This window comes from Smaragdicoccus niigatensis DSM 44881 = NBRC 103563 (assembly GCF_000380645.1).
In the GTDB taxonomy this organism is placed as follows: domain Bacteria; phylum Actinomycetota; class Actinomycetes; order Mycobacteriales; family Mycobacteriaceae; genus Smaragdicoccus; species Smaragdicoccus niigatensis.
The window spans coordinates 818,059-838,877 of sequence record NZ_AQXZ01000018.1 but is presented as its reverse complement, the minus strand read 5'-3'; the positions used below and the strand labels follow the sequence as shown (position 1 = coordinate 838,877).

Annotated in this window: 16 protein-coding genes; 10 read left to right on the top strand and 6 right to left on the bottom strand. The window is 65.6% G+C overall.

Annotated elements, in window-relative coordinates; translation table 11 throughout:
- Nucleotides 1-4 precede the first annotated feature (4 nt).
- From F600_RS29190 to F600_RS0120250, 5 genes are all read right to left on the bottom strand, one after another.
- On the bottom strand, nucleotides 5-757 hold the full coding sequence (locus tag F600_RS29190) for a hypothetical protein (protein WP_156024698.1): 753 nt from the start codon (nucleotides 755-757) through the stop codon (nucleotides 5-7).
- 431 nt (nucleotides 758-1,188) lie between these two features.
- A complete protein-coding gene (locus F600_RS0120265) occupies nucleotides 1,189-2,322 on the bottom strand; it encodes a lanthionine synthetase LanC family protein (protein ID WP_026306763.1) in 1,134 nt (377 codons plus the stop codon).
- Nucleotides 2,319-5,375, bottom strand: a complete 3,057-nt coding sequence (locus F600_RS0120260; RefSeq protein ID WP_018162479.1) for a lantibiotic dehydratase — start codon at nucleotides 5,373-5,375, stop codon at nucleotides 2,319-2,321. Before F600_RS0120260 ends, F600_RS0120265 begins: the two co-directional genes overlap by 4 nt.
- Nucleotides 5,376-5,393: 18 nt before the next feature.
- Entirely contained in the window at nucleotides 5,394-7,541 is a 2,148-nt protein-coding gene (locus F600_RS0120255) for a peptidase domain-containing ABC transporter (protein ID WP_018162478.1), read from the bottom strand.
- 10 nt (nucleotides 7,542-7,551) lie between these two features.
- Entirely contained in the window at nucleotides 7,552-7,992 is a 441-nt protein-coding gene (locus F600_RS0120250) for a hypothetical protein (RefSeq protein WP_018162477.1), read from the bottom strand.
- Nucleotides 7,993-8,087: 95 nt separating this feature from the next.
- On the opposite strand from F600_RS0120250, the gene F600_RS0120245 reads away from it, so the two are divergent.
- A complete protein-coding gene (locus F600_RS0120245; RefSeq protein ID WP_162141455.1) occupies nucleotides 8,088-9,590 on the top strand; it encodes an FAD-binding oxidoreductase in 1,503 nt (500 codons plus the stop codon).
- Between the two features lie 64 nt (nucleotides 9,591-9,654).
- Entirely contained in the window at nucleotides 9,655-10,485 is an 831-nt protein-coding gene (locus tag F600_RS0120240; protein ID WP_026306761.1) for a DUF3097 domain-containing protein, read from the top strand.
- On the opposite strand, the gene F600_RS29185 is transcribed toward F600_RS0120240, so the two are convergent.
- Complete coding sequence (locus tag F600_RS29185; RefSeq protein ID WP_018162474.1) at nucleotides 10,482-11,240, bottom strand: SPFH domain-containing protein; 759 nt, start codon at nucleotides 11,238-11,240, stop codon at nucleotides 10,482-10,484. The genes F600_RS0120240 and F600_RS29185 overlap by 4 nt on opposite strands.
- Before the next feature lie 116 nt (nucleotides 11,241-11,356).
- Between F600_RS29185 and F600_RS0120230 the strand changes: the two genes are divergently transcribed.
- The 8 genes from F600_RS0120230 to F600_RS0120195 all read left to right on the top strand — a co-directional run bounded on the left by F600_RS0120230 (nucleotide 11,357) and on the right by F600_RS0120195 (nucleotide 20,791).
- Complete coding sequence (locus tag F600_RS0120230) at nucleotides 11,357-11,785, top strand: NfeD family protein (protein WP_018162473.1); 429 nt, start codon at nucleotides 11,357-11,359, stop codon at nucleotides 11,783-11,785.
- Entirely contained in the window at nucleotides 11,785-12,921 is a 1,137-nt protein-coding gene (locus tag F600_RS0120225; protein WP_018162472.1) for an SPFH domain-containing protein, read from the top strand. Before F600_RS0120230 ends, F600_RS0120225 begins: the two co-directional genes overlap by 1 nt.
- 43 nt (nucleotides 12,922-12,964) lie before the next feature.
- Entirely contained in the window at nucleotides 12,965-14,806 is a 1,842-nt protein-coding gene (locus F600_RS0120220; protein ID WP_026306760.1) for a methylmalonyl-CoA mutase family protein, read from the top strand.
- Complete coding sequence (gene scpA, locus F600_RS0120215) at nucleotides 14,799-17,039, top strand: methylmalonyl-CoA mutase (RefSeq protein ID WP_018162470.1); 2,241 nt, start codon at nucleotides 14,799-14,801, stop codon at nucleotides 17,037-17,039. The genes F600_RS0120220 and scpA overlap by 8 nt, the downstream gene beginning before the upstream one ends.
- Nucleotides 17,032-18,027, top strand: coding sequence for a methylmalonyl Co-A mutase-associated GTPase MeaB (gene meaB / locus F600_RS0120210; protein ID WP_018162469.1), 996 nt, complete (start codon nucleotides 17,032-17,034; stop codon nucleotides 18,025-18,027). Before scpA ends, meaB begins: the two co-directional genes overlap by 8 nt.
- Before the next feature lie 44 nt (nucleotides 18,028-18,071).
- Complete coding sequence (locus tag F600_RS29180; RefSeq protein WP_018162468.1) at nucleotides 18,072-18,758, top strand: hypothetical protein; 687 nt, start codon at nucleotides 18,072-18,074, stop codon at nucleotides 18,756-18,758.
- Between the two features lie 75 nt (nucleotides 18,759-18,833).
- On the top strand, nucleotides 18,834-20,060 hold the full coding sequence (locus F600_RS29175; protein ID WP_018162467.1) for a diguanylate cyclase domain-containing protein: 1,227 nt from the start codon (nucleotides 18,834-18,836) through the stop codon (nucleotides 20,058-20,060).
- The gene (locus F600_RS0120195) at nucleotides 20,057-20,791 is read left to right on the top strand and encodes an SIR2 family NAD-dependent protein deacylase (RefSeq protein WP_018162466.1); all 735 of its coding nucleotides are present in this window, start codon (nucleotides 20,057-20,059) and stop codon (nucleotides 20,789-20,791) included. The genes F600_RS29175 and F600_RS0120195 overlap by 4 nt, the downstream gene beginning before the upstream one ends.
- The last annotated feature ends 28 nt before the right edge of the window (nucleotides 20,792-20,819 follow it).

Genomic DNA, 20,819 nt, shown 5'->3' with positions numbered 1-20,819 from the left:
TCGGCTAAGGCGACCCGGCCAGCGCGGTGTGAATGGCGACCAGTTGAGCGACTCTCACCTGCGTCCGCAGATCCTGAATCGGGACGGCGAACAGTTCGGGGAAGTGGTTCTGCGCAACAGTCAGGATCGCGGCGACGTGATCGGCCTTGCGCAGAATCCGCTGGGCGCGCACGGGCATCGACGGCGGTAGGTCGTGCATGGTCGACTCGGCCAATTCCGACTGGACGAGGTCGCGCACATTCGACGTCGTGCGCCAGTCCCGCGCGGCCATGGTCTTCGCCATGGCGACAGTCGTCGCTGAAATTGCCTCGTCCATGCGGACTTCGGCGTCCAGCAGGCTGTCATTGGACAGGAAATCCGGGACGGCCACATCGCCCACGTAGTAGACCCGCCACGCGATCGAGTCAGTCGACACGACGGGCACGGTGCCGACGTCGCCGGCGATGAGTCCCTCGCCGATTTCCATCGCCGCGACCGCGAAATCACCACCCGGCGGAAGTCCGCGCGGATCGCCGGGAACGGGACGCACGTACCGGACCGGCTTACCCGCGCGCAGAATCTTGAGCAGCATGGGGAGAGCGGGGTCGATGGTGTCGACCATCGGCAGGCCGAACTCGGTCGTCGCGTTGCGATGACCGGCCAGGATCGTGTGTCGGGGCGTCCAGGCCCGCATCGCATCGACGACGTCATCGGGCGCACAGCGACCGGACCGCCACTCGGCGGTCCAGAGAGCTAATGACGCAGCAGGCGTAACCATAGAACTCGAATGTAGCGCGTTCGGAGCTTGCTGCCGCGGCGTTGGCATGCAGCCCCCGCAGGGTGGGCAAGACCTAACCCCAGGGTCCCTGGCAGGGGGTTCCGCCACGCCACACCATTGCGTGTAGGCGCTTCCGACGATTGGCAGCGTCGACTTGGCCCCCACAAGGAGACACTCATGAACACCAACAAAGACACCAAACTGGCCCTGCGTCGCAGCAGCATCCGCACCCTGACGGCTGACGAGCTGAAGACCGCGCACGGTGGCCGGGCATTCTCGGACCACGGCTCCGGCTGTGCGACTTCGGACAGGTGCGCAACCTACGCGTGTCCTCGGTCGTCGTCTTCTTGGTAAGAGTGACACCGTCTCCGACTACCGCCGTCCATGACCACCGCTGAAGGTTGTGGGCGGCGGTTTCTTGTCGAAACCCTTTAACCAGACGACAGCAACAAGCACCGATCCCAGCCGGGGTCCTCGTCCGCGGCGGCGGCGAGGAGGGCAAGAGCGACACCCGCCTGGCCGGTGAGGAATCCCGGCTCCCCGGGCAACTTTCCCGCCTCGGCTTCACCCAACAATCGGACCGCCCAGGCTCGCGCAGCGGGTGCGACGGACTCGTCGAGGCAGGCCAGACGGCCCATCGTTTGTGCGACCCCTGCGGTTCCGTGGCACAGGCCCAGATCAACGACTCCCGACTGTTCGAACGTCCGGGCCGCTGCTGCCTTCGCGGCACGAGTGGCGGCTTCCGACAGCACTGCCCCTCCGGCGGCAAGTGCTACCGCCACGCTCGCGTCCCCGTAGCACCACGCCAGATGGGTCGGCCTCGGAGTCTCGCCCGGTTCGACCACCGCCGGGTAGCGACTCAACGGGTCAGGCGGAAACTCGTGAGCGAGCAGGCACTTTGCCGCCGATTCAGCCAGCAGGGCTCCCCGGGCACTTCCAAGACCGGCCGCCGCACTGCACAACGCAAGGGCGCCGGGCACGCCATGCGCCATCCCGAGGTCGAGGTATCGCGGGGGCCGACCGGATTCCGGCCCAAACAGCCGGACAGTGTCGGTGACCCACTCGCCGTCTTCATCGGGAACCTCAGCCAGTCGTTCGAGCACCCGAGCAAGGCAGCTCGAACTGCCCGCTTCCAGCGCATACGCCCCGACGCCGATCAAGCCATAGAACAGTTCCCACGGTCCGGGCCACGCACCTTCTTCGAGCACGGGGAGCAGGAGATGATCCATGTCGCCGCCGGATTCCGCCGGGGTCCCCGCCAACCGGTCGAAATGCGCTCCGACCCAGCCGATTCCGGATATCCCGTTCGCGAGGCCGGCTCCTACGGAACCAGGATTCGCGCTGACGGATTCGTAGGCCGCGCCCAGAAACTCGTCAGCGTCCGAACCATCACCGCCACTAACTCGGTCCAAATACATGAGCGCAAGTGCGATCCCGGCTGATCCTTCGCAGAGCCCCGGATTCAGCTCATTCATATTCAGCGCTCGTAACCGCGCACCGATATCGGCGGCGACTCCAACCGCTCGTTGCCGTTCCTCACCGCGCAGCAAGCCACGCCAAGTCATGGTGAGACTCGCGTTCGGGCGATCAGACTGCCGTAGTGGCGATCGAGGAAGTTCAGGAGAACCAGCTCGTGGGTGCGCGCGGCCGACCGCAGTAGGCGAATCGCGTTGAGGTGGCTGAAGCTGCGCACGATGTCCTGGAATGGCGCCGTCAACAACCCGCTCCGGGCGCGCTCGGACAGCTCGGCAAGCAACGGCGCAAGCCGCGCAGATCGCTGACGGAAGACTTCGCGACCCGCTTCGTAGGGATGCGGGGTTGCGTCGTCGAGCAGCCGGGTGAGGTCTGCGCGCTCGACGCGCCAGCGCTGCCCGATACTCGGGTCCAGGTTGGGGGCTTCGGGGTATTCCGTGCGGTATCCGGCGGCACCGGTTCTCGCCCACTCACGCCGCGCCGGTAGATCGAACCCAGCGTCGGCCAATAACCGATCGGTCGCGTACAGGCACAGCTTCCAGCGGGCGTCCGCCGCTTCGTCGCCTTCGAGCATGCCCAGCACCTGCACCTCCGCATCGCTGTCGACGCCGTGAATCTGCTCAGCCAGTGCAATGCCGGCGTCGCCGCCGTAGCGCTCGACCTCGCGGTGGTACGTGTCGACCACGACGTTCCACACCGTTCGATCGTCGAGCCGCGGCGCGAGAGCGTCCGTCAACGCTGGCAGGGCCTCGCTCTGCAGTGCAGAAGGGTTGCCGTGCAATCTGATTCGAAGATGGTGCTCGGGGTCGGCGTAGCGCAGGAAAAACCAGTGATCGATCACTCCGGACTCGCGAAGCCGGGCGATCACAGGTCCCATGGTGTCGGTCAGGATTCTGTCGGCCGACGCAGTGCCCGTGTAGATCTTGAGATACAGCCACTCGGAGCCGGGGGCGAAGCTCCGACGGATCTCGACGTGAACGTTTGGCCGGGGGAGTGAAGCAGGTTCTCGGCGGCGAACAAACGGGACGATCAATTCGTGTGCGAAATGTCCTTGCGGACCGACCGCGACGCGTGAGGAAAGAACCTCCTCGAGAACTGCTGTCTTTCGTCCGCGCAACGTCTTGGCCGCCATCGCGGTGAGCGACGCGCTGGTCGTGTCGACATAGAGGCGGTTGTCATTGTCGACGACGAGCAGTTCGCGCGGGACACCACGGCTGCGGGCGAGCGCAGACCATCCGGCCATGGGCTCTGGTCCCGTCACGCTGCCGATTTCCTCGGCAGATAGTCGCCAGCGGGCCCGGGCGAACACGACGTCACCGGCGCTGACCCGAGGCAGCGTCGGCGACGTCGACAGCGCACCCCAATCCCAACTACTCCAGGCCGCTACTCCCTGGTTCCGCAGCGCGGTGAGGAACCGATACACGCCGAAGCCACGCCACGCCGGATTGTGCGCAGTGGTGAGCCGTGGCCGGACTTCGGCGTTGAGCCGCGGGCTGAACAGGACTACCCGGTCGCCGTCGAGGCGGACCGTCAACTCATCAACGCTGATCTGGTGATCCGCCGGCGCACCGGAACGACCCAGCAGGATCAATTCATAGTCACGCAAGACGGGTCGGGCCAGTACGTTGCCGACGCGTCCTTCCGGCAGGTGAATGATTTCCGGAAACACGACACCGGGCGCAAGCGTCTCCTCCGCGCGCAGATGGCTTTTCACCGCCTCGGCCAGCCGCGGATCACCATGGCAGAAACGTCCCAGAAGCTCAGCGCCGGACGGGCCCCGGACGCCCTCGATTTCCACTGCGTCGTCGAGCAGATTGGCGAAGACCGCGAACGCGTCGGGCAGCGGCAACGAGCTCTCGGCTGTCTCGAGTCGTGCGACTGTCGGTGGGTCCAGCTCGAGGCGGCCCGTGTCGCTCGCAAGTGTGCGGATCAACAGGTCGAGCAGAACTGAGTCACGCGCGGTGAACGACGACTCGGCGGCATCACCGCCCAGGTCGATCCCGGCCAACAGCGGGGATTCGTCGGCCGCGGGATGCGCCGACCGGTCGAACCCGACTCCCATCTCCTCGTCGAGCGCCTCCATCAGCGGGACTTCGCGACTTTCATAGCGAGCTGCGAATTCGGTCGTGAATCGGGCCAGCGCGGCATCCTCACGCCTCGGGGACACCCGGTGGAGCAGCTCCGCGCCTTCCGTGAGACGTCGCATGGTGTCCGGCCCGAGCGTCAAACCAGATCCCGCCCGGTGCAGATCCACCTGGATCAGCCGAGCGTCGTCGCCACCACCCGCCAGTTCGAGGAGAGTCGCCGTCGGGGCTTCGTAGACCTCGATCGGGTTGCCGATTCCGGCGGCATCGAGATCAGCGAGCTCGTTCGATATCCGCTCCAATGCCTCGGTCGTTTCCGTGAAGCCGTTCTCTCGGAGAGACGCCAGCACGTGCGTCAGCGGTTCGGGTCCCGTCACTGCCGGCTCGGCCACCGGGGTCAGTACCTTGGCGTCGATCAGGGCGTCGACGTAGTCGCGCGCCTCGTCGACATCCACCTCGGCGTGCCGCATGACCGCGTCGACAACCTTTTCCACCAAACACCCATCCGCAGCGGCTTCCAGCGCACATTGCAAGGCCGTGTCCTCCTCGACGACCACCAGATGGTGCGTGCGGCGTCCGTCTCGAAGCCGGCTTTCGATGAGCCGCAAGCCACCCGCCGTGTGATAGCGACTCGAGTTGGGTTCCACTTCCATCAGCGGTCGCGTCGAGGCGTCCGCGATCAGCCTCTCGACGAGCAGCGTCAGAACCTCAGTGTCTGGTCGACTGTGTCGGTTTGTGCCCTCCGGACCGTCGACCGCCAATGCCGTCTCGTCTCCCGTCACGCCCAATGAGCAGCCCGCGAACAGTCCGAACGGCGTTGAGCGGGTGCACATCCGGACCAGATACGCCGTCACCGAGGCGATCATCCGGTCGTCGGGCTCGCCCGCCGCCACGCGCCGCATCAATCCGGGCGAGGCAAGGTACAGCGCTTCACGGACCGCGGGCCGCGACACCAGCGTGCGCCAATACGTCGGATCTGTGCGCAGCCCTTCTAATTCTTCCAGCGGCAGCAGTGGAGCACGCATGACGAAGAATTGACTCGCGGTCAGCAACTGGCGCATTCCCGATCCCTCACCTCGTTATTCGCTCACGACTTGGCTGGCAATGAGTTTCGAATATTGACCGCCGGCTGCCATCAGATCGGCGTGACGGCCGGACTCGACTACTCGCCCCGCGTCCAGAACCACAATGTGGTCGGCGCCGATCACCGTGGCGAGCCGATGCGCGATGAGAATGACGGTGCACCCGAGGCGCGCGATATTGGCGTGAACTCTGGCCTCGGTGACGGTGTCGAGATTGCTCGTCGCTTCGTCGAGAAGCAGGATTCGTGGCTCCGGGGCGAGCGCACGCGCCAGGGCAAGCCGCTGGCGTTGGCCACCCGACAAGGACGCGCCCGCATCGACGAGAGGGGTTTCCCAACCCATCGGCATCGCCCGGATCTCGGCAGCGATTTCGGCGGCCTCGGCGGCGGCTTCGAGCCGGTCCATCGACAGGTTGGGGTCCGCCACCAGCAGATTGTCGCGAACCGACAGCCCGAAGATGTAAGGGTCTTGAGTGACGACCCCGATCTGGGAGCGCACACTGCGCGGGTACAGCGTGGCGAGGTCTAGGTCGTCCAGCAGCACGCGCCCGCTCGACGGTGTATACAGGCCGAGCAGCAGGCGACCGAGAGTGGACTTACCCGAACCCGAGCGTCCGACGATGGCCAGAACCTGGCCGGGCTCCACCGTGAGGTCGACGCCGTCGACGATCAACGGACCGTGCGGGTGGTAGCGGAAGTCGAGTCCTTCGGCGCGCATCGCTCCGGTGAGCTTCGGCGCATGCCGCAGGTCACGGCCCTCCGTTTCCGTCGCCGTATCGAAGACATCGTTGAGCCGCGCGAGGTAACTGCCGAGCAATTGAAGCTGCAGCGCGGTCCCGATCAAAACCCCCAGCGGTTCGAGGAATCCGGCCGCGAGAGCGGCGAGGGCAAGCATCGAACCGAGTGACAGCGAACCACTATCCACCAAGTACGCCCCGACCAGGAGAACAGAGATCGGGGAGAGCAACGCCAGTCCGTGGATCGCCGTCTCGACCACGGCTTCGAGGCGGCCGCGACGGACCGAGACGTTGAGTTCGGCGACGAACAAGTTGGTCCAGTGCGATACCGCGCGCCGCTCGGCACCGGCGGCCTTGAGCGTTTCGACGGCGGCGAACATCTCATAGGCGTAGGACTGCGCCTTGGCCTCGGTGGCGAGTGCCTCGCCCATGAGCTGCTGGTTCCGGCGTCGAGCCGCCAGGAGCACCATGACCTGCGCAGCTCCGAGGACGATGACCAGAAGCCCGAGCGTGGGCGACAACGCAAACAGGATGACCAAATACAACGTGGCCAGCGCGCCGTCGAGGAGCGCTGCGATGGTGCCGGTGGTCAGGATCTCGCGCACGGTCGAATTGCTGTTCAAACGCATCATGAGGTCGCCCGACGAGCGCTTGAGAAAGAACGCATACGGCAGGTCGACCAGGTGCTCGAGGAAGTCCAACGTCATGTTGACGTCTAACTGGCTCCGCAGTCGCAGCAGGAGTTGAGCGCGCAGAAAACTCGCAAGAACGGAATATGCGATCAGGGCAGCCATCACGGCCGCCAGGACTTTGAGCAGGTGCCCATCGCCGTTGGGCACCACCTGATCGACCACGACGCCCGTCAGCACCGGGACGGCCAGGGCCATGAACCGGACCACCACGGACGTGGCGAGCACCGGACCGATTCCACTCGATCGGGTGATCAGCCGGCGCGCGTGGTGCACGGCGCCGGGAGCCCGACGGCCACCCGCGGAAAATGACTCGGTCGGTTCGAACATGATCGCGACACCGCTGTACAGGTCGCTGGCGGCTCCCCAGGTCACGGTGTAGCGGCCGACGACGGGATCGACGATGGTGACGCCGCGCCGGGACGTCGTGTCGAGAACGACGAAATGAGACTCGCCCCAATGCAATACGGATCCGCGGGGGAGCGCGCGGAGGTCACCGAGTTCCGTGGAGACCCCGCGGGCGCGCAATCCGTAGGTGGTCGCCGCTTCGGCCAGTCGCAGTGCGTCGATCCCATCGCGCCCGGTGCCGGTCGCCTCATGCATCTCGGCGAGCGACACATGTCGACCGTGATAGCCCAGCGTCATCGCCAGTGCGGCGGCACCGCAGTCGGCCATCTCGGCCTGACCGATGAAGGGAATCGTGCGCCGGCGGAGCTTCATGGATGGAGCCTCACAGCAGCCTCGACAGCAGGACATCGATCAGTCGTTGACGCCCCGACGGCACGACGAGCACGCCGGCCGGTGACGAACTCGGGTGCTCCAACTGCGCAAGTACCTCGGTAGCCGTCACCTCGCTGACGGTCGCATTGATCGTCACCCCGGAAGCATCGCGGAACTGAGCCACCGTCCCCGGATCGGGCGCCGAGTCGCCGGACCGCACGGCCGTCACCGAAGTACTTTGTACCGCTGCGGGCAGCGCCGCGGTCTGCGCGATGGTGATCGTGAAGCCTGCAGTGAGTCCGGCGGCGATCAACAATCCCAGCGCGAGAACACCCGCGGTGATCCATCTCGGCTGCTTGACCAGTTCGCCAAACGGTGACGACGCGGACCGTCGTTCTCGCCAGCGATCGCGAAACACCGACTCGGAACGGAGATCGCCATCGTCAGTCACCGCCTCACCTCCACCCTGGCAGCAACAAGACCAGCGTAGGACGCCCTCACTCGATCCGAGCCTCAACCAGCATCTTTCGGGCATACCCTCAAATGATGTTGGATGCCGCGGTCGCCCGGTGGCGTGCGCTGATCGGCGACGAACACGTCTGGACCGACGACGAGCGGCTGCGCGCTACGGGCACAGCGACATTCGCGACCAAGCAGCGAGTCCTCGCGGTCATCCGCCCCGCCAACCGCGAACAAGTGCAGGCCTGCGTGAAGGTCGCGCATGAGCTGCGCGTGCCGCTGCATCCCACGAGTCGCGGCCGGAACTGGGGCTACGGCTCGCGCGTGCCGCATCGCGATGCCGTCGTCCTCGATCTCGCACGCCTCGACCGCATCGTCGACTTCGACGAGCGCATGTCCTACGTGACCGTCGAGCCGGGCGTCACCTTTCGGCAACTGGCGACGTTCCTACGCTCCACTGGCGCCCGCGTCTTCGCGAGCGTGACCGGCGGCACCGGCGGCGGCAGCGTCATCGCGAACGCGCTCGAACGTGGCGACGGCACCGGCCCGCTTGGCGATCGCTTCGGCTACATCTGCGCGCTCGAAGTCGTGCTGCCCGACGGTGACGTCATCCATACGGGCTTCGCACGATTCGGCGACGCGCCCATCGCACCGCTGGCGCGCTGGGGAGTCGGTCCGTATCTGGACGGTCTGTTCTCCCAGTCGACGTTCGGCGTGGTCACCCGCGCCACGATCTGGCTTGCGCCGTACCCCGCCCGCTTCGTGCTGGCTCTTTTCAGCGGTCCTGAACTACCTCCTCTGGTCGACGAATTGCGCAAGCTCAAGCTCGCGGGTGTCACGACTGCAACGACTCCGGTGTGGAACGACATCAAAGCGCTGTCGTTCTACTTCGGTCAGTACCCGTGGAGCGACACCGACATCACGCCACTGCCGGCGGACATGCGCGAGATGATGCGCGAGGGCGTCGGGCTCGGTCGCTGGAATGGCACAGTCTCGCTCTACGGTGCGAGTTCAGCGCACGGCGATGCCCTGCGGGACCTGGTTCAGGACGCACTCGCACCAATCGCCGACGTCCGATTTCGGGAAGGCCCGGACGATCCGCTCGAGGCCGACGAAGAACTGTGCGCTCCCAATCTCGGCGTCCCACACGATTTCAGCGCCGCCACGACCTACTGGCGCAAGACGAATCCGATCCCGGCAGACCTCGATCCCGACCGCGATCGCTGCGGCTTCATCTGGCTTTCACACGCGGTGCCGTTCGACGGCGCGCACGCCTACGTCGTTGATGAGATCGTCGAACGCGAATTCTCGAGCGCCGGTTTCGAACCGAACCTTGCGTTACTCGGAGTGACCGAACGGGCGTTGTCGGCGGTCGCCGCGATCGTGTACGACCGTGACGTCGACGGTGAAGACGAGCGCGCAATGAAGTGCCATGATCGCGTGCATTCGTTGCTCGTCGAGCGCGGCTACCCGCCGTTCCGCCGCGGCGTGCAAACACCGGCACCGGTCGGCGAACCGCGATACGCGCAGCTCGTCGACGACATCGCCAGGGTTATCGACCCGCATGGCGTCTTCGGCACCCGTGGGTAGCGGTTCGGCATAGTTGCGCGTGTTGCGTTCGTGGCATCTGGCCGACCTTCCTAGCGTCGAAGCCATGACCACACGGAACATGTACGGCGGCGACATCTACGCAGGTCACGTGCGGAAGCAGAAGCAAAAAGCACCCGAGATCGCGGCCGACAAAGACCTCGTCGTCGAAGACGCGGCGACCGGATTCTGCGGTGCCGTGGTCGGCTTCGAGAAAACCTACGACGGGCTCTTCGTGCGCCTCGAGGACGGTCGCGGCAACCGGCGGATCTTCGCCATGCGCGAAGCCGCCTTCCTGATCGACGGAAAGCCGGTGACGCTCGTCCGGCCCACGGTCGAAGGTCCGAAGAAGCCGACGCAGTCGGCATCCGGTTCGGTGCGCGTCGAGAACCTCAAAGCCAAGGTCGCGCGGGGCTCTCGCATCTGGGTCGAAGGTATTCACGACGCGGCGCTCGTCGAACGCGTGTGGGGCCACGACCTCCGCGTCGAGGGTGTGGTCGTCGAGCAGTTGGAAGGTCTGGACAACCTCGCCGACCGGCTCGCGGTCTTCGGCCCGAGCCGTCAGCAGCGAGTGGGGGTACTCGCCGACCACCTTGTCGAAGGGTCGAAGGAGACGCGCATGGTGCAGGGCCTCGGCCCGCATGTGCTCGTCACCGGTCACCCTTACATCGACATCTGGCAGGCGGTGCGCCCAGCGGCCGTGAAGATCAAAGAGTGGCCGACGGTGCCGCGCGGCGAGGACTGGAAGACCGGTGTCTGCAAGCGCCTCGGATGGGGTACGCCGCAAGACGGTTGGCGCCGGGTGTACTCGGCGGTCACCTCGTTCCGCGACCTCGAAGCACCGCTCATCGGTGCGGTGGAGCGGCTCGTGGACTTCGTGACCGAACCGGAGGGCTAGTCCGGCGTCGACTTGTCCAGGAAGCGCAGCAGCTCGATCGGGAACGGCAGCACGAGCGTCGAGTTCTTCTCCGAGGCAACCTGAACGACCGTCTCGAGTAGCCGGAGCTGAAGCGCGCCGGGAGCGTCCGCCATCGTCTGGGCAGCGGCCGCCAGCTTGTTCGAGGCCGCGAGTTCGCCGTCCGCCGAGATCACCCGCGCACGCCGTTCGCGCTCGGCCTCGGCCTGGCGTGACATCGAGCGTTTCATCGTCTCGGGCAGGGCAACGTCCTTGATCTCCACGCGGTCGATCTCGATGCCCCACTCGAGCGCCGGACTGTCGATCATGATCTCGAGGCCCTTGTTGAGCTGCTCGCGATTCGACAGCAGGTCGTCGAGATCGCTCTTGCCGATGATCGACCGCAGTGAGGTCTGCGCAACCTGTCCCATCGCGAACCGGTAGTCCTCGACTTTGATGACCGCCGCAATCGGGTCGCTGACCCGGAAGTAGACGACGGCATCGACCCGCACGGTGACGTTGTCGCGGGTGATTCCGTCCTGGCCCGGCACCGGCATCGTGACGATCTGCATGTTGACCTTCTGCAGTCGATCGACGACCGGAATGATCATCGCGAGCCCGGGTCCGCGCACCGCGGATCGCACTTTGCCGAAACGGAACACCAGTCCCCGTTCGAATTGCTGAACGACCCGAAGACTGGTTGCGGCACACGCCGCCAGAGCGCCAGTTGCGCCGAGAAGTATGTAGAGCACGTCCATGACGATCGCCCCCGCTATCGATGCTAGTCACGGCGCGGGGAAGTTGCCGGTCAAGAAGCCCTGGGGGTGGAACTTCGACCCCCACGGAGATCAAAATCTCGTCTACATTTGGTGGCGTGGCTCCGCTCATCTGGCTTGTTGCAGCAATTTTGCTGGTGGCCGCCGAGGCTGCCAGCGGTGATTTCTTCCTGCTGATGCTCGGCGGCGGTGCGTTGGGTGCGGCGGGGGTGTCGCTGGTCGGCACTCCGGTGTGGGTCGACGGCATTGTGTTCGCCGTTGTCTCGATCCTGCTGATCTTCCTCGTGCGGCCGGCGCTGCTGCGCCGCTTCGCCAGGACGCCGATTCATGCGACGAACGTCGAAGCATTGCCGGGTAAGCACGCCCTCGTACTCGAGGAAGTCAACGAACATGCCGGGCAGGTCAAACTCGCCGGCGAGGTATGGACCGCGCGTCCTGCGGACCCGGAACAGGTATACGAGCCGGGAACCAAAGTCACTGTCGTAGAAATCAGTGGCGCGACCGCCATTGTCGGGAAGGAAGCGTAATGACCGCTGGGCTTGTCGTATTGCTGGTGCTCGTCCTGCTGGCCGCAGTTGTGGTCTTCAAATCGGTGGCACTCGTGCCACAGGCGGAAGCCGCCGTGATCGAGCGGCTGGGTCGCTATCAGCGGACCGTTTCGGGTCAGCTGACGTTCCTCGTGCCATTCGTGGACGTCGTCCGCGCCAAGGTCGACCTGCGGGAGCGCGTCGTGTCGTTCGCGCCGCAGTCGGTCATCACCCAGGACAACCTGACCCTCCTGATCGACACCGTCGTCTACTTCCAGGTGACGACTCCGCAGGCTGCGGTGTATGAGATTAGTAACTACATCGCCGCCGTCGAACAGCTCACGGTGACCACTCTCCGCAACGTCGTCGGTGGCATGACGCTCGAGGAAACGCTCACCTCGCGAGACCAGATCAACCGCCAGTTGCGCGGTGTTCTCGACGAAGCGACCGGGCGCTGGGGCCTTCGCGTGGCGCGTGTCGAACTCAAGAGCATCGACCCGCCGCCGTCGATCCAGGAGTCGATGGAAAAGCAGATGAAGGCCGACCGCGAGAAGCGCGCGATCATCCTCAGTGCTGAAGGCCACCGGGAAGCCGCCATCAAAACGGCCGAGGGTAATAAGGCCGCGCAAGTGCTCGCGGCCGAAGGTGCGAAGACGTCGGCGATCCTCGCCGCCGAGGCCGAACGCCAGTCCCGAATCCTCCGAGCTCAGGGTGAGCGCGCCGCGAAATACCTTCAGGCACAAGGTCAAGCGAAAGCGATCGAGAAGGTGTTCGCCGCGATCAAGGCCGGCAAGCCGACTCCGGAATTGCTCGCCTACCAGTACATGCAGACGCTGCCGCAGATGGCGCAGGGTGACGCGAACAAGATGTGGATCGTCCCGAGCGACTTCGGTGAGGCGTTGAAGGGCTTCGCGAAGCAGTTCGGCACCCAGGGATCAGATGGAGTCTTCCGTTACGAATCGAGCTCGAACAACGACGACGTCGCCACGGCAGATGACGATGCGGATGATGTCTCAGGTTGGTTCGATGTCCCTGCGCAGCCTGCTGATTATGGGACAACCCTCCCGGCTGCCGGCGATGGCGACACGACTTCTGCGCTTCCCGGTTTTCCGCCTCCTCCGCCACTTCAGCAGTAGCCGATGGTCCGCGGGGATGGGTGCGCCAGTTAGCATCCATGGTGTGACTCAACGTGGAGAAACCGCGTCGCCCGACCAATGGCGAAAAGCGGTTGCAAGCGTGTTGGCAAAGTCGCGTCGGGTAGATCCCTCGACGCTTGGAGCCGCACCAGAAGATCTCCTGGCCACCCACACGGTGGACGGGCTCGATATTGCCGCGCTCTATACGAGCGCCGACGAACTGCCGGAACCACCTCTCCCCGGGGCGTTTCCGTATGTTCGGGGCCGCGACGCGAATCGTGACGTCTCGCGCGGCTGGCTGGTCAACGAATACGTTGTCGCGCCAGACGCCAAGACAGCCAACGAACGCATCATCGACGCGCTCAACAACGGCGCCGGCGCGATCACCCTGCAGGTCGGTGCTGGTGGAGTGCCCGCCTCCGGAGTGGGGCGCGCGCTCGAAGGAGTGCTCGTCGACCTCGCGCCGATCAGTCTCTATGCCGGTGAAAGTGCGCTCGACGCCAGCGTCCAGATCCTCAACGTCATCGGTTCCCTGGGCCAGTCGCCGATGTCGATCTGCCTCGGCGTCTCGCCGCTGACCAGCGAGTTCAGCGGACGCCCGGACGTTTCGTTTGTCGCAGCGCTCGAGATCGCCTCGCGTGCCAAGGAGCGGTTCGACACGGTTCGCGCGATCCTCGTCGACGGATTGGCGTTCCATAACGCCGGTGCCGGCGATGCCGAGGAAATCGGCGCGAGCATCGCGGCCGGACTCGCCTACGTTCGTGCACTCACCGAGGTCGGTTTCGACATCGACGCGGCGTTTCGGCAGATCGAGTTCTGTTTCGCCGCCACGGACGACCAGTTCGCGACGATCGCCAAGTTCCGCGCTGCCCGCCAGCTGTGGGCCCGCGTCTGCGAGGTCGCGGGAGTTCCGGAACTCGGCGGAGTCGTCCAGCGCGCGGTCACGTCCCCGGCGATGATGACGCAGCGCGACCCGTGGGTGAACCTCCTGCGTACGACGGTGGCATCGTTTGCGGCCGGCGTCGGCGGTGCCGACATCGTCACCACGCTGCCGTTCGATTCGGCGCTCGCACCCGGCGCTTTGGGCCTGCCCGAGGGATTCTCGGCACGGCTCGCGCGCAACCTCCAGCTGATTCTGCTCGAAGAGTCGAACCTCGGCCGGGTCATGGACCCAGGCGCGGGCTCGTGGTTCCTCGAGAAGCTGACGTCCGACATCGCCGAGCAGGCGTGGGCCTTCTTCCAGGAGACCGAAAAGGTCGGCGGCTACCAGGCGGCGTTCCGCGACGGCCTGATCAGAGACCGGATCGCGGAGACCAAAGCCAAGCGCGACGCGGCGATTGCGAAGCGCAAGATTCCGATCACGGGTGTCAGCGAGTTCCCGAACCTCAGTGAAGAGCCGCTTGCGGGGCGCACCGGGTCGAAGGTTGCCCGCTATGCCCAGCAGTTCGAGTCGTTGCGCGATCGTTCGGACGCGTACCTCGCGGCCAACGGTGTGCGCCCGAAGGTGTTCCTCGCGCCGCTCGGTCCGGTCGCTGAGCACAACACGCGTGGAATGTGGATCACGAACCTGCTGGCGGCCGGCGGTATCGCCGTCGACAACCCCGGCGTGACCACAGTCGAGGGGCTCCGACATGCCGCCACGGCGTCGCGCTCACCGATCGCGGTGATCGTGGGTACCGATGCCCGGTACGCCGAGTGTGTCGAGAAGGCCGTGGCCGGATTGCGTGCCGCGGGTGTGAAGGAAGTCCTGCTGGCCGGGCCGGAGACGGCCGTGTCCGAGATCCCCGAGAAGAAGCGGCCCGACGGCTACGTCACGGCGAAGATCAACGCCGCCGCCGAGTTGGACCGACTGCTGACCGTGCTGGGGGCTGGTGCAAATGCGTGAGATCCGTCATGTGATCGGCAGCTTCGCCGAAGTGTCGCTTGAAGGTGACGACCCGGCGGGTCCGACTCTGGCCGAAGCGCAGGCTCTCGGTGTCGCCGCCGCAGAGGCCAACGGCTACTCCGAGCACGATGCCGTGTGGACGACGCCCGAGGGCATCGACGTGAAGTCGGTGTACGTCAAGGAAGACCGCGATGCCGCGGCCGCCGCCGGCTACCCGGTGGACAGCTTCCCGGGGCTCGCTCCGTTCATCCGCGGCCCGTACCCGACGATGTACGTCAACCAGCCGTGGACGATCCGTCAGTACGCCGGATTCTCGACCGCTGCCGATTCGAACGCCTTCTACCGCCGCAACCTCGCGGCCGGGCAAAAGGGTCTGTCGGTTGCGTTCGACCTCGCCACCCACCGCGGTTACGACTCGGACCACCCGCGTGTGCAGGGCGACGTCGGTATGGCGGGTGTCGCGATCGACTCGATCCTGGACATGCGTCAGCTGTTTGACCACATCCCGCTCGACCAGGTCAGCGTCTCGATGACGATGAACGGTGCCGTGCTCCCGATCCTCGCGCTCTACATCGTGGCCGCCGAGGAACAGGGCGTTGCGCCCGAGCAGCTGGCCGGAACGATTCAGAACGACATTCTGAAAGAGTTCATGGTCCGCAACACCTACATCTATCCGCCGAAGCCGTCGATGCGAATCATCTCCGACATCTTCGCGTTCACCAGCGCAAAGATGCCGCGATTCAACTCGATCTCCATCTCCGGCTACCACATCCAGGAAGCCGGCGCGACGGCCGATCTCGAGCTCGCGTACACGCTTGCCGACGGTGTCGAGTACATCAAGGCGGGCCTCGATGCGGGCATGGACATCGACTCGTTCGCGCCGCGTCTGAGCTTCTTCTGGGGCATCGGCATGAACTTCTTCATGGAGGTCGCGAAGCTGCGGGCGGGTCGCCTGCTGTGGAGCGAGCTGGTGAGCAAGTTCGACCCGAAGTCGGCGAAATCGCTGTCGCTGCGTGCACATTCGCAGACGTCCGGATGGTCGCTGACCGCGCAGGACGCCTACAACAACGTCGCTCGCACGTGCATCGAGGCGATGGCCGCAACCCAGGGTCACACGCAGTCGCTGCACACGAACGCCCTCGACGAGGCGCTCGCGCTGCCGACCGACTTCAGTGCGCGTATTGCCCGTAACACCCAGCTGCTGCTGCAGCAGGAATCGGGCACGACGCGCCCGATCGACCCGTGGGGTGGTTCGTACTACGTCGAGACGCTGACGCACCTGCTCGCCGAGCGGGCCCGTCAGCACATCGCGGAGATCGAAGCGCACGGCGGAATGGCCCAGGCCATCAACGACGGCATCCCGAAGCTGCGGATCGAAGAGGCCGCCGCGCGTACACAGGCACGTATCGACTCGGGACGTCAGCCGCTCATCGGCGTGAACAAGTACCAGCCGGAGCACGACCACGCGGTCGAGGTTCTCAAGGTTGACAACACGCGGGTGCGCGCCGAACAGATCGACAAGCTGAACCGTTTGCGCGCGGACCGCGACCAGGCCGACGTCGAGAAGGCGCTGGCTGAGCTGACCCGAGCGGCCGGTTCGAGCGAGGGCGGGATGGACAACAACCTCCTCGCGCTCGCGGTGAACGCGGCTCGCGCCAAGGCAACGGTCGGCGAGATCTCCGATGCTCTCGAGAAGGTCTTCGGCCGCCACCAGGCCGAAATCCGTACGCTTTCAGGCGTGTACCGAGAAGAGTCCGGAAAGTCGGACAAGGTCGCCGAGGCGATCGCTATCGTCGACAAGTTCGCCGAAGCGGACGGTCGCCGTCCCCGCGTGCTCGTCGCGAAGATGGGCCAGGACGGACACGACCGCGGCCAGAAGGTCATCGCGACCGCCTTTGCCGACCTCGGCTTCGACGTCGACGTGGGCCCGCTGTTCTCCACGCCCGAGGAGGTCGCCCAGCAGGCGGCCGACAACGACGTGCATGTCGTCGGAGCTTCGTCGCTCGCGGCTGGTCACCTCACCCTCGTCCCCGCCCTGCGCGAGGCACTGGCGAAAGAGGGCCGCTCCGACATCATGATCGTCGTGGGTGGAGTCATCCCGCCGGGTGACTTCGACGAACTGTACGAAGCGGGTGCCGCCGCGATCTTCCCGCCGGGAACGGTCATCGCGGACGCGGCAGTCGGCCTCATCCAGAAGCTCGCCGACAAGTTGGGCTACCAACTCGATGCCTGAGAGTCCTCAAACGGGCTCTAGTCTCGCGCAGGAGATTCTCGCGGGGAACCGCGCGGCTCTCTCTCGCGGGATCACTCTCGTCGAGTCGACGCGCGCCGATCATCGCGAGCAGGCGCAGGAACTGCTGCTCGAATTGCTGCCGCATTCGGGCAAGGCGAATCGGATCGGTATCACGGGCGTGCCGGGCGTCGGGAAGTCGACGTTTATCGACGCGTTCGGCATGTTTTTGCTGGAGAAGGGCCACCGGGTCGCGGTGCTGGCGGTTGACCCGTCGTCCACGCGCACCGGCGGCTCGATCCTCGGCGACAAGACCCGGATGACCCATCTGGCCGCGGACCGCCGGTCGTACATCCGCCCGTCACCGACTGCCGGGACCCTCGGCGGTGTCGCGAAGGCGACCCGGGAAACGATGGTGCTGCTCGAAGCGGCCGGGTACGACGTGATCCTGATCGAAACGGTCGGTGTTGGGCAGTCCGAGGTGACGGTCGCGGGCATGGTCGACGTGTTCTGCTTCCTGACGTTGGCCCGGACCGGTGACCAACTCCAAGGCATCAAGAAGGGTGTTCTCGAGCTCGCGGACCTGGTGGCGGTCAACAAGGCCGACGGCCAGTACGCGACCCAGGCGAAGGCTGCCGCGAAGGAACTCGCGGGTGCATTGCGCCTCATTCATCCGCGCGATTCGTTGTGGCGTCCGCCGGTCATCACGATGAGCGGGCTCGAAGGGGTCGGCCTCGACACGTTCTGGGACACGATCGTCAAGCACCGGCAGGTGTTGACCGATGCGGGCCAGTTCGACGAGAACCGCCGACGCCAGCAGGTCGAGTGGATGTGGTCGATGGTGCATGACCAGCTCCTGCGGCGATTGGCGAGCAACCCGAACGTCAAGAAGATCCGTCGCGAGGTTGAGCAATCGGTTCGCGACGGCGGCCTCACGGCAGCGCTGGCCGCGCAGCGGATTCTGGACGCGTTCGACGGGCAGAAGGAATAGCGTCGGTCTGAAGGCTTCAACCCGCGTTTGGTAGGAGGCGGCAGGTGGCCGAAATTCCGGAGCCAACCCGTCGGTCGGTGCTTCAGATCCTCGCCATCGGTACCGCCGGTGCGGTGCTGGCCGGATGCAGCGAGTCCAAGTCGACGGGCCCTGATCAATCGACAGCTCCGGCGACGGGCGACGCGGCGGGTGTCCAACGGATCATGATCATCCGGCATGCCGAGAAGCAAGACGCGGCTCCGGGCCCGGGTTTGACTCAGGACGGTGTGCCCAACGACAAAGCTCTGACCATCCGCGGATGGACCCGGGCCGGCGGACTGGCACAGCTTTTCGCACCCAGTTACGGTCAGCCGCCTGAGGGGTTGCAGCGGCCCGACCGGGTGTGGTCACCCACACCGCAAGACAACAGCGGGGTTCGCTGCACCGAAACTGTCATGCCGGTTGCCGCCAAACTCGGCCTGAAGATCAACGACACGCATCCGCTCGGTGACGAGGCCGGGGTCGCAGCCGAACTGGTCGGTCTGCCGGGTGTCACGCTGGTGGCGTGGGAGCACAACCACATCCCGGCCCTCGTCCACGCGCTTGGTCACATCACGCCCGAACCGCCGAAACTATGGGCGGACAATGTGTTCGACATCGTTTTCGTCTTCACACGCAGCGGTGATGGATGGACGTACCGCCAAGTTCCGCAACTACTTCTGGCGGGCGACCGCCGCGAACCGATGCTGTGACTGTGCTGGCAAATCGCCAGTGAACCATAGCGGCCCTTTAGAATTGATTCCGCAGGGCTGGTTCGAGGAGGTCGATTGGACGGCAACGAAGCCGCACAGCGCGCAACCACATGGTGGGAGTCGCTGAGTTCCGATGCGGCGTGGGCTGGTCCGGACATTCTCGCGGGCCTCATCACCGACTTGGCGCAGGCGGTCGAGGACGGTTCCGAACACCCCGTCGTAAAGGTGACTGGACTTCTCTCCGGCCTGGGTGGATTGGTGCAATCGCGGGCGCAGGGGTTCATCGACACTGCTGCGGTGCCGGTGCAGACCATCGCTCACGAACTCGGTTCGATGGCAAAGACCAACCGGCAATCGTTGCTGCGCGTCGCGGACGCGTTGCGCCACAAGACCGACGGCGAAACGGTCGACAGCGAATCCGTGGACCGCTTCCGGATGGTGTTCGACAACACCGCGGTGGCGATCGCCGTCGCGACCGGTGCGGTCGACGGCAAGATCGTCGAGGTCAACCGAGCGTTTGCGGATATGTTCTCCACGACCGTCGAGCGCCTTCGCGGGGTGTCGATCTCGCAGTTCGCCGACGTCGAGAAGATCGGCGCCGACATTCGCGAATGGGTCAGCCTGCTGCGTTCGGGCGGTGGTTCCCGACGTTTCGAAGCCCCCTACCGCCTCCCGGACGGCACCTTACGCTGGGCGTTGTTCATCATGACGTTCGTATCGCATGGCGACCACGAGGATGACTACGTTCTCGCTGTCGCCGAAGACATCACCGCGCAGCGCACCCGTGCCGAGGAGTTGCAGTGGCAGGCCCAGCATGACCCGCTGACGGGTCTTCCGAACCGGCGCTACCTACAGGAACAGCTGCGTTCGGCAGCCGACGAGGCGAGTGCGGGGGACGTCGCCGGACTGTGCTTTGTGGACGTCGACGCGTTCAAGGCTGTCAACGATGCGCATGGGCACGCCACCGGCGACCTCGTGCTGCGGACCATCGCCGAGCGACTGCAGGAGGCGGCCCGGTCGACTGGGAATGCCGTTGTTCGCGTCGGTGGCGATGAGTTCATCACCTTCGTTCGCCCGCCGACATCTCGCCAGGCCGTCCTCGAACTGGCGCACCGACTTCTCGCGACGTTCGACGATCCGATCTCCGTCGATGGTCAGTCGCTCCATGTCCGGGCCAGCATTGGAGTGGACGTCGTCGACCTCGCCGATACCGACCCGACCGAATTGCTCGATGGTGCCGATCGCGCTCTGTACGAGACGAAGGCCGAAGGTCGCGGCGTGGTGGTATACCAGCGTTCGTGACCGTCCCGGCTGAACTTCTCGAGCGGGCCCGTGCGGCCCGTTCCATCACCGTCCTGACCGGCGCCGGCATGTCCGCCGAAAGTGGAGTGCCGACCTTCCGGGACGTGCAGACCGGACTCTGGGCCAAGTACGACCCGATGACGCTGGCGACGCCTGAAGCATGGCGCGAAGACCCGGCGCTGGTGTGGGCGTGGTACCAGCGGCGGTGCGCGATGCTCTTGGCCGTCCAGCCCAATGCCGGCCATCGTGCACTAGCCGATTGGGGACAGAAAGCCGACGTCCGGATCGTCACCCAGAACGTCGACGATCTACACGAGCGGGCGGGCAGTTCCGGCGTCGTCCACGTGCACGGAAGTCTGCGCACTCCACGATGTGACACGTGCTGGACCGTGCACACGGTCGAGGTCGTCGAGCCCGACTCCGAACGCGTCCAGCCGTCGTCGTGCGAATGCGGGGGACTCGTCCGCCCCGGTGTCGTCTGGTTCGGAGAGGCCCTGCCCGAGGACGCGTGGAACGCCGCCGCCGATGCGGCCGCGTCGTGCGACCTCATGCTCGTCGTCGGAACCTCGTCGATCGTCTATCCGGCGGCCGGATTGCCCAGGATCGCAATGGAATTCGGAGTCTTCGTGGCGGAGATCAATCCGGAACGGACCGACCTTTCGCGGGCCGTCGACGTCCATTGGGAGTCCACCGCGGCGACGGGTCTGCCGCGGCTGCTCGAAGCAATCTGAAAGTTTTTTCGCCCGGATGTCACACATC